Origin of the sequence: Sodalis sp. (in: enterobacteria) (assembly GCF_051710625.1) — a bacterium.
Lineage (GTDB): Bacteria > Pseudomonadota > Gammaproteobacteria > Enterobacterales > Enterobacteriaceae > JBPESN01.
The window spans coordinates 1-7,705 of sequence record NZ_JBPESN010000090.1; the positions used below are offsets into that span (position 1 = coordinate 1).

At 51.7% G+C, this 7,705-nt stretch carries 5 protein-coding genes and 2 pseudogenes; 3 read left to right on the top strand and 4 right to left on the bottom strand.

Going from position 1 to position 7,705, the window contains the following annotated elements:
- A pseudogene (locus ACTBDU_RS15115) lies at positions 1–314 on the bottom strand (IS3 family transposase); the annotation flags it as partial.
- Positions 315–913: 599 nt separating this feature from the next.
- Here ACTBDU_RS15115 and ACTBDU_RS15120 point away from each other — a divergent pair.
- The 3 genes from ACTBDU_RS15120 to ACTBDU_RS15130 all read left to right on the top strand — a co-directional run bounded on the left by ACTBDU_RS15120 (position 914) and on the right by ACTBDU_RS15130 (position 3,540).
- The gene (locus tag ACTBDU_RS15120) at positions 914–1,726 is read left to right on the top strand and encodes a mannosyl-3-phosphoglycerate phosphatase-related protein (protein WP_438807046.1); all 813 of its coding nucleotides are present in this window, start codon (positions 914–916) and stop codon (positions 1,724–1,726) included.
- Between the two features lie 54 nt (positions 1,727–1,780).
- Positions 1,781–3,001, top strand: coding sequence for a glycosyl transferase (locus tag ACTBDU_RS15125; protein WP_438807047.1), 1,221 nt, complete (start codon positions 1,781–1,783; stop codon positions 2,999–3,001).
- 143 nt (positions 3,002–3,144) lie between these two features.
- Positions 3,145–3,540 (top strand): helix-turn-helix domain-containing protein, encoded by a 396-nt coding sequence (locus tag ACTBDU_RS15130; RefSeq protein WP_438807048.1) that lies wholly within the window; start codon positions 3,145–3,147, stop codon positions 3,538–3,540.
- 1,698 nt (positions 3,541–5,238) lie between these two features.
- On the opposite strand, the gene copM is transcribed toward ACTBDU_RS15130, so the two are convergent.
- From copM to ACTBDU_RS15145, 3 genes and pseudogenes are all read right to left on the bottom strand, one after another.
- On the bottom strand, positions 5,239–5,640 hold the full coding sequence (gene copM, locus ACTBDU_RS15135) for a CopM family metallochaperone (protein ID WP_438807049.1): 402 nt from the start codon (positions 5,638–5,640) through the stop codon (positions 5,239–5,241).
- Between the two features lie 101 nt (positions 5,641–5,741).
- Positions 5,742–6,791, bottom strand: a complete 1,050-nt coding sequence (gene apbE, locus ACTBDU_RS15140; protein WP_438807050.1) for an FAD:protein FMN transferase ApbE — start codon at positions 6,789–6,791, stop codon at positions 5,742–5,744.
- 721 nt (positions 6,792–7,512) lie between these two features.
- Positions 7,513–7,705: pseudogene (locus ACTBDU_RS15145) on the bottom strand (IS3 family transposase); the annotation flags it as partial.

A 7,705-nucleotide genomic window follows, 5' to 3' on the forward strand; every position in this document is an offset into this window, starting at 1 on the left:
GCGATGAACCCTGAACACGTGGCAGAGTGTGGCCACAGGATAATGCGCTCTGAGTTTCCCGATTAACGAGAACTGTTCAGGGAGTCTGACATCAAGAGCGCTGTAGCCTTTTTTAATATTTCGTTTTACATTTCAATGCGTTGTACCTTCTTCTTGAGCTCACGTATTTCGATTTGTTCCGGGGTTATGGGAGAGGCTTTTAGCGTTTTCCCCTGTCGCTCATCACGCAGTTGTTTTACCCATTTCGTCATCGTAGAAAAACCGACGTCCATGGCTTTTGCTGCTGGCGCGGCGGTGTAATTTTGGTCGACAATTAGTTAAACGGATTCGCGTTTGAATTCAGGACTAAAATTTCTTCTTTTCATTGGTGCACCCGTGTTGTTCTGAGGTAAGCATATCACCTCTGTTCAGGTGGCCAAATTTAGTGTGCCACTACAGTACAAAAAAATCCCCGGTCGCACAAACCGGGGAAGCATAAATTCCGCCATGGCGGGATAAATTTCAAAGTTCGTTACACTAGAAAATCAGATTACCTTTCTTATATTATACAGCTTCTAATAATTGGCAAGTCACGTTACGTTTGTTTTTATTTCCGTCCGATTTACTGGTGGTAAACCCGGCGCCATTGCGGGACGCAGCGCGGCCATAATAATAGTTTAACTTACCAAGTTTATTATAATTTTACACAAAATCCGTGTAGCTTCCACCCCAGGTGACGATGTATCCTCGCGCTTTCTAATTAAAAGCATTCCGATAAACCATAAACAGGGGTTTAGTTTCCGGTTAACATTTATCTGCCTAGCAACTGTTCAAACGACCATTTATTCCTATAGATCAATAAGCTATCGTATATACTGATTGGCTGAAGAGGCGGCCTCGTGGACGCCAGTATCTGAAACAGGCGGAGAACAGCATGCCGAGCTTGACTGAGCCCTTATTGGTGATTACCGATTTAGACGGTTCTTTACTGGATCACCATACCTATAGCTGGCAACCCTCCGCGCCCTGGCTGGCGAAACTGAAAGCCAACGGCATACCGATTGTCATTTGTTCGAGCAAAACGACGGCTGAAATTGTCATGCTACAGGCGCAAATGGGACTGGTAGGATCGCCGTTCATCGCTGAAAATGGCGCGGCCGTACAGCTTGACGCGCATTGGCCAAACGCACAGCCATCGGCCGGCGGCTTCGCCGGTAAGGGTTACACTACCCTGCGTGCGGTGATGACACGCCTGCGTGAAGCCCGGGGCTATAAATTCTTTGGCTTTGGCGATGTGACCGCTAACGAAGTTGCAGAATGGACCGGCCTTAGCGTGAAAGAGGCGCAGTTGGCCAAAACCCGTGAAGCCTCGGAAGCGTTTATCTGGCGCGATACCGATGACAAACTCGCCGCTTTCGCCGCCGACCTGGCGGCGGAGGATCTGGCCATCACCGAGGGCGGCAGATTTTACCACGTTATGTCCCGCAGTAGCGGTAAAGGCGCGGCAGTTCGCTGGCTTCTCGATCAGTATCGCCAGCACGACAGCAGGGAATGGCATACCGTGGGATTGGGGGATGGCCCTAATGACATTTCCATGCTTGATGTGGTGGATTATGCCGTAATCATCCGTGGTTACAGCAAAACACCGGTTACGTTGACCTCAACGCACCCGTCGGTTTATCGCACCCACGCCTATGGACCGGAGGGCTGGAGGGAAGGCCTGGACCATTTCATTATCGAAGCCTGATTAACGTCGTACCCGCAACAATTTAATAAAAATGACAGCCATTGGGGGTTAATTATGAGCGATTTTCACCAAAACGGAATTATTGTTAATTTCCATAATCTCGCCGATAGAAAAGTGGAAGAATTGGAGGCCGAACTCGTCGGCTTTTCCCGCAAGCGAAAAATGGGACTGATACTGCCTTCACTCTTCTCCGAGCTTGAAGGCCCGGCGCTGACCCATATCATCGATGAATTGGCACGTGTGCCCTATTTAGAAGAGATAGTGATTGGTCTGGATCGCGCCGATCGCGATCAGTTCCTCCACGCCCGCGAGTTTTTTTCCCGCCTGCCCCAACACCATCGTATTTTGTGGAACGATGGACCACGGCTGAAAGCGATTGATGCGGAATTGGGAAAAGAAGGGCTCTCGCCTACCGAGCCGGGCAAAGGCCGTAATGTCTGGTTTTGTACGGGTTACACACTGGCTTCGGACCGCGCGATGGCGGTCGCTCTCCATGACTGCGATATCGTCACCTATGAGCGCGGTATGCTGGCGCGCTTACTCTACCCGGTAGTGCACCCCCGCTTCAGCTACGAATTTTGTAAAGGGTTTTACGCCCGGGTCGCCAACGGCAAGATGAACGGCCGCGTGGTGCGCCTGCTAGTTGGGCCGCTGTTACGCTCGCTGGAAAATGTGTATGGTCAATCTGAATATCTGGATTACCTCAACAGTTTCCGTTACCCACTGTCCGGCGAATTCGCGATGCGCACCCGGGTAATGCACGATATGAAAATCTCCAGTGATTGGGGGCTTGAGATCGGCCTGCTGTCGGAAATCTACCGCAATTACTCGCCCAATCACATTTGTCAGGTGGAAATCGCCGATAATTATGATCACAAACATCAGCCGCTGGCGGAAGAAGATGGCTCTGGCGGGCTGAAACGGATGAGTAACGATATTATCCAATCCCTTTATCGTAAACTGGCGACCATGGGGGTCAGTCTGACCAGAGACTCTTTCCGGGTTCTGAAAGCGACATACTATCGTAACGCATTGGATATCTTGGAATTTTACCATCATGATGCTATCATGAACGGGTTGAGTTTCGACCAGCACAGTGAAGAAGCGGCGGTGGAATTATTTATGCAGTGTATTCTCGACGCCGGGCAGGCGTTTATCGAACGGCCGAACGATAAGCCATTCATCCCGAGCTGGAGCCGCGTGCAGTCCGCCTTTCCGAATATCATGCAGCGTATCTATGATGTTGTCGAAGAAGACAATAAAGGGAATGTTTGACGCTCCCCGCCGTGATATCGGCCGGCATACCGCCCGTAGTTGTTAATTCTGTACACCCCGCCGCGGCGGGGTGTGTTGCGGCCGGGATACGCCGCGTCGTTCTTTTTCACGGCGTATCAGCCGTACATCGGATTAGACCCGTTATGCGCGAATTAAAACCTAATGAACCGCTGGTGGCCCCCCTTGCCGACTGGATTGAGGATCATTTGGACCACGATATCGCTTTGCGGGAAATTGCCGCTCGCTCAGCCTATTCCGTCTGGCATATGCAAGGGATTTTTCGGGCCACTACCGGCATGGCTATCGGCCACTATATCCACGAACGAAAACTGACCGAAGCCGTCCATCGCCTGCGATGCTCTGACGAGCGCATTTTGGATATCGCGGTGTCGTATGGCTTCAATTCCCAATCCCAGTTCACCACACTGTTTAAAAAATATTTTGGTGTCACGCCGCAGGCATGCCGCAACGATCCCTACCTGTCTCTGCGTCTGACGCCACCACTGCGTAATCGGTTTGCCGCCGAGCCTCCTCGTTAGGACAACGTCGTTGTGGGCGTGCCTCTCCCTTTTGCCGTCGTTCACCGCTCACCGGGAGCGCGCACTAGCTCACCCCGGCTTTAGCCACCCATTTTCGCCATCGGTTGCCGCTATTTGCTCTACCGCGGTTTCGCCATCAACCGCCCGTTACCGGCGGCCGCGGCCTCATATTTTGGCCTCTCCTTGCCGGTTACAGCGGCATCATCCGTTAACCTGTACTTACCTGCAGCAGCATCGGCAGCACCGCTGTCGCTGATAACGGTGTCCGCTGAATAAATAAAACAAATTGATATAATTAAATAAAAAACTTTTATGAATAGCATTTGATGGCGATTAACGTACTATAATCCAGTAGTAGAAAATTTCCCTGGTGTAATTTGAAATCATTTGGCCCGCTTAAGGCGGGCTTTTTTTACGTGTATATTATATAACGCGCCTCTTAAATATTAACTGTTTATCATAGAGTTAATGTACCTCTCGATGAATAATCACATCAGCTGCCCCCACACGCCCTCCCCCTATTTTACTGCCTTAAGGGTCTATCAGTGGTACGACACACTTGCCACGCAGGATTGGGACACTCAGCAGGAAAGTAAAATGCAAGGCAAAAAATGAAGCAAAAGTTTAATAAAAATAAACATAGCGAAGCCTGCACCGAGGATGAAAGACCAGCAAACTGGGGCGCTGGCGGGTGCCGAAGCTCAAGGGTCCATTTTTTCGCGCTAATCCCGCCATGTGTGTAGTGGTCATGGGCGGGTATGGCGTCCACTCAGTGCCACTGAGTTAAGCCCGGACAGGCAAGCCGGTGAGATAAGCAAGCTAAGGCTTACCTGATGCGATGGCAGCCGTGTCTAAGTAAAAAGGATTTAGCGCGCCAGGCTCTCTGGAACAGCGGGTGATAACATCTGCGTCAGCTGCTAGCGGATGATGGAGCGAAGGAGATAAGAGATTTTGTGGAGATGGCGCTGGCAAGCTGAAAGCCCTGCCAGCCGGGGCAAACTTGGGCTCTGAAATCCCGACATTGCCCTGCTCGCCCATGATCAAAAGCTACTATGAGCGTAACAACGCGCCTGTAAGCCAGTTTATCCGCCTTTTGGCTAATCAGCAAACGCTACTGTGGCTCCGTCAGCCGCCTTTGCCGCCAGATTTTACAGCCTTCGCAATCGACTTCCGCCGACAGTGGCTCAGGCACCTCGTCAGCTTTCTTCATTGGCGTTTTTTTCTGCCTTCGCCAGTTCGGCATCAATATCAAATCCAAAAATATCGTCATTCATCGCGCGATCTCCTGGAAGTCCTGGAGGTAGTATACCGGTTTTCCAGCCTGATTTTTATCCCCCGGGGCTTTTTGGCGCCGATAAATAGCGTGCCCGCCTGCGGCTCCGCTGACAAAAAACCCGGCTTCTCGCCGGGTTGACTGCAGTGAACAAACCGCTCAGATATCGAGGTCATTTTTGCTCTTTTTGTCTGCACGTTTTTCCTTCAGTGTCTTCTCTGGTTTTTTCTTGGCCGCTTTATTTTTACCTCTGCTTATAAACGCCTCCTTTACTTGTGGGTTGAAGATGGGTTACCAAAAGATTTCCGATCATACACGGGCATAGTTAGACTTACCAAACCTGGGCCGGGATTGCAAGCCGGACTCTGCCCGCCTCGGCGGCAAGCCGAGGTGCTAGCCTCAGCCTCATCTCATAGACAAGTTCGTTAACTTGCGTCCGTCAAGGACTGTTTTTTCTGGCCGTGCTCCGCCAGCCACTGCTGCATCGTTGCGATTTCAGCTTTTTGCGCGCTGATGACATTTTCCGCCATCTTGCGCATGGCCGGATCTTTACCGTACTTAAGTTCCACTTCCGCCATATTGATCGCGCCTTGATGATGGGGAATCATCCCTTGCGCAAAGGCGACGTCCGGATCGGCGGCTTTCACGCCGGCACTCATATCGTTGTGCATATCTTCCATCGAATCGAGATATGCTTTACTGGCAACGGAAAGCGTTCCCTGGTCCTTTGACCCACTCATGCCGCCCGTCTCATGGTGCGCGTCAGCAGCACCGGCCACTAATGGCGCGATCAACAGTAATAGCGAAAAGAAAGGGTATTTACGCATCGTTTTCTCCTTAAGTTTTGTCTCCTAACGGTCAAGCCTTTTAAGGCTTACCGAGTGCAGGGCTATTGTCAAGGCAAGGTTTTGCCCTAAGCACTGCGACGTTAGGCGTCCTTATCGCTATGCGAAATGATAAAGGAGGAAAACTGCGGCGACATCCAGGTGGTAAACCCGTGATCAGTTTTGGTAATCAAGAATACCGGCAAGCCTTCTTGCAGCGCCAGTTGCTTGGCCTTTTCCGTGCCGAGCACCATTAAACCGGTATCCCAACCGTCCGCTTCCAGCGCCGTTGTGGCAATAACCGTTGCCGAAACCAGTTTGTGATCTATCGGTCTACCGGTGACAGGATCAATGACATGGCTTACGCGCTTACCCTCAAGCTCATAGTAGTTCCGATAGCTGCCGGAGGTGCTGATACCGTGTCCCTGTAAATCCACGACAACCTCCGCCGCCACGGATTCATCCGTCGGGTGCTGGATAGCCACTCGCCAGGGCTGCTGGCTGGAAGACAAACCACGGGTTAACACCGCGCCGCCTACCGACACCAGATAGCGGGTAATGCCCCGCTGCTCCAGTAGAGCAGCCAGGTGGTCGGTGGCATACCCCTCGCCGACGGTGGAAAGATCAACATACATGTTGGGCACCGATTTTTGCAGCCACTGCCCCTTGCTGGTTTCAATAAGCCGCAGATGCGCCAGCCCAACGCGGGCGCGGGCGCTTTCGATTTGCTGAGCATCCGGCGTCTTTGTCGGTTGTTTTTCCGGGCCGAATCCCCACAGGTTCACCAGCGGGCCAATGGTAATATCCATCGCACCGCCGATTTTCGCGCCAATACGCAACGCGGTAGAAATAATATCCGCCATGCCTGGGGTAATCGGCTGCGGCTCGGTGCCGCGATAACGGTTAAATCGTGATAAAATCGTATCGTCTTGCCAGGTGGAAATCTGGTAATTATCCTCGGCCAATCGTTGCGCTATTGCTTGATTGAGTCCCGTCAGAGCGGCCGCAGGCGGGTTTGCCACCAGCACGCGATAATAGGTCCCCATGGTTTTCCCTTCGGCACGCCAGGACTGCGCCTGTTCCGGCGGCGTGGCGCCGTCGCATCCGCCAAGCAACATCAGTGTTGCCATTATTACCCCCGTCAATCTGGTCATAGCATATCCTTAAACAGCCAATATCGCCGCCCAAAGCCCCAAAAATAGCGCCTTCTCCCGGCGGCAGAAAACGGTCAATATGCTGCCTGAGTCAACGCGCAAAATCCATGCCCGCGCCGAATAAGAAAGGAATAATTGATACAGGTGGGGTGTAGGCAGCCCAAAAGACACCCGCTTTTTTAAATGGTATTCAGGCAGACCATGAGCCGTCATGGCAAGGCCTAAAAGCGGTGGTGACAAGGCAAGCGAACTTCAGCCGTCAGCGCCGGCGAATAGCGCCAACGTCACAAACCGTTTATTACCCTCATAGCCCTGAATGTGGATTACCCTGGGCGTAATTAAACATTCGTTGCAACACCTCATCCGCGCCTTTGATGACTTCGGACAGATGTCAGTCGCTGCGATTTACCGCTTGGGAATAGGCAATTTCATGCACTTCATCCACCATGGTAATGATCCTGTCGCGGGTTTGGACATCAAGATTACCCAGGATAGTGCTTAACACGACCTGATAGGCATGAGACGTCACCGTTAGTTGACGCTCCCGCGCCTCAAGCGCTTCAATACGGTCCAACAGAATCTGATAATGGGGATCGTTCGCCATAATGATTTCCCTTGCGTGACAAAAACAACCGAAGCAGGATGATTGACTCAGCGCTCGACGGTAAATAAGGTCGCTTCGACTTTCGTCAGCGACAGCAATGGTCTGTAGTGGCCAACTAAAACTGGCCACCGCGTTAGCGTTTTTCCAGTATCTATTTTCTGATTCGTTTGGTGGCACCCCACTGTTATATTCATGCGGCCTGAGTGCGCTGTAATATCCCACGATATAGTCGGTAATTTCATGAGCTGCTTCGCTGAAGCTTATGTAGCCCGTTACCGGTATCCACTCGTTTTTCAGACTTCTGAAGAAG